Annotated in this window: 3 protein-coding genes; all 3 read left to right on the top strand. The window is 40.8% G+C overall.

Going from position 1 to position 2,125, the window contains the following annotated elements; genetic code table 11:
- On the top strand, positions 1-799 hold a 799-nt coding region (locus tag LEP1GSC199_RS22025; RefSeq protein ID WP_002991958.1), incomplete at its 5' end, for an RHS repeat-associated core domain-containing protein.
- A gap of 37 nt (positions 800-836) precedes the next feature.
- Entirely contained in the window at positions 837-1,304 is a 468-nt protein-coding gene (locus tag LEP1GSC199_RS20290; RefSeq protein WP_039927597.1) for a hypothetical protein, read from the top strand.
- A gap of 197 nt (positions 1,305-1,501) precedes the next feature.
- Positions 1,502-2,119: a hypothetical protein gene (locus LEP1GSC199_RS21530; RefSeq protein ID WP_039927596.1), complete on the top strand. Its 618-nt coding sequence runs from the start codon at positions 1,502-1,504 to the stop codon at positions 2,117-2,119.
- Positions 2,120-2,125: the final 6 nt, after the last annotated feature.

Raw genomic sequence — 2,125 nt, 5'->3', positions numbered from 1 at the left:
CACGTATAAACCGTATGGGGAGATATTTAGAACGGACTCTTATGGGCCAGACATTACTAAATTCAAATATACGGGACAAGAAGAGGACCAGGAAAGTGGGTTGTATTATTACAAGGCAAGGTATTATGATGCGAGCCTTGGCAGGTTTGTGAGTAACGATGGTCAGGTGTTTCCTGATAAAGAGCAAGGGATGAACCGAATGATGTATGTGGAAGGGAATCCGGTAGCCTTTGTCGATCCAAGTGGGAATAATAAGCACATACATATGTTTAATAGAATTATTGGACATGCGATGGGTAAGGATTTTGGAGGGCAAGGAATAAATAAAATAGGTAAAAATATTTCCACAGGTATCAATAAAGCCGCAGTTAGAAATACTATGTGGGTTTCCGATCGACTCTCAATCAGAAGGCATGTGAAATATATTGCCCGCGAGGGAGCAGAGAAAGGAATTGGTCATAGAGATGAACGATTTAAGGATTATGCAAAGGAATATTTTGAATCGAAAATTAAAACTCTTTTGATAAAAAATATTTCGGGGCAAACCCTGACAGACAAAGATTACCGATTTGATGCAGAGGATTTTGCGATTGGCTTTGTTCGATCAGAATTAATATTTCAGGTAGGATTAACTTTTGCATCGAATATTGCAGGAAGTATTTTAACAAATATAAAAGATAATCCTTTTGATATATTTAAATATTACCATAGATACGAAAGAATAAGAAAAGACTCTGATTTGGTCAAAAAAATAAATTCTTGCAAGACCGGCTGGATAGTCTCTTGCATAGAAAAGTGAATCAATTTATTAATATTAATGACAAATGAGGATATTGATGGTAAAAAATTTTGTTTTAAAGTTTTTCTTTCTGCCTATTATTTCCATTTTTATATTAGAATGCAATGGGATTGGCGGACCTAATGTGGTTCCTTATGAAAATTTCAAAAATCAAGCAGAAAGCTTTTTCTACCTAAAGCTGGCTGAATGTGGTCGTGCATATTCAGTTAGTCGTTCAAATGACCCTGTTACTCAAAGTTCCCGAAGTGATGATGGATTTTTATTAGGAATTTTAGTTGGTGCTTCGGGAAAATCTTCTGAAATTTTGTCCTTCGCTGGACCAAACTACGTGACTAAGAAAGATGCAAATTTTTGTTACAAATCACTACTTTCCGTACCTTGTGGGCAAAACTTGTCAGAATTTACTACTGCTTATAGTGCTACTTACGTGCAACATTGTTCTCCTAAGAGCGCTTGTATCACGAGCCATCAAAACATTTTGCAAGGGAATTTTTGTGATAGATGATTTATACAAAATCTTCCCCCAAAAGCGAGAAGGATACGACGGGCTTGGTCCGAAGGACGGGAGCGAATGCGGACCCCAGAGTAGCCTGGTCCCGACGAACACGGGAAAAGTGATCGCCAAACGGTAGATATGCTGTATGATTCGTCCCATGTTCGGGACTCGCCCAACCCTTATATGTAATCGGAGCCGAAGGAGATATGGTGGCGCAGTATAGCCGAGGGGATGCGATCTTTTTGAACCAGATGGCATCGAACGATTGGCTAGTGAATCCATTTTGTAAAGATGTAAATATCGATTGTGATACCTATTGGAAAAACAGGGTGGGGTTTGCCTTGGTGAGTTTCCTCGAAGATACCAATGTCTATGTGGATGGGAAAATCCGCGAAGGTCATAGAGCCCTTCCTTGGTTGGCACTACTTGGATTTTTATTCTGGGTGGTGTATCAGACAAAGGATCAAACAGAAGATGCCAATGTAGAGAACCAAACCTTCGACTTGTTTGGAATCTCTCTCCTACCAAGTCTCAAAAACAGAATCCAAAAGCAGATTCCAAGATATGGGACAGCACTTCTTGTTGTTGTGTTTTCTTTTACCACGACAGCCGGGTGTTTTCCATTGTTACTGGGTGGAGGAGAGGCAGCGTCGGGAACACCGATTTGGTTACTGGGGCTTGGGAATGGAATCCCAGCAGACACACAGTCTGTAGCCGATGAACCAGGGCAAGGTGGTAGTGGAGGCGGGGAACTTCCACAGGCAATGCCAGAGTGGAGGGGATGTATTTTTTCCATCCCGACCATTTGGGTAGCATTACCATGATTACCG

The organism is Leptospira vanthielii serovar Holland str. Waz Holland = ATCC 700522 (genome assembly GCF_000332455.1).
Taxonomy (GTDB): Bacteria; Spirochaetota; Leptospiria; order Leptospirales; family Leptospiraceae; genus Leptospira_A; species Leptospira_A vanthielii.
The sequence above is the reverse complement of the archived record's forward strand: the minus strand, read 5'-3'. Positions and strand labels throughout refer to the sequence as shown.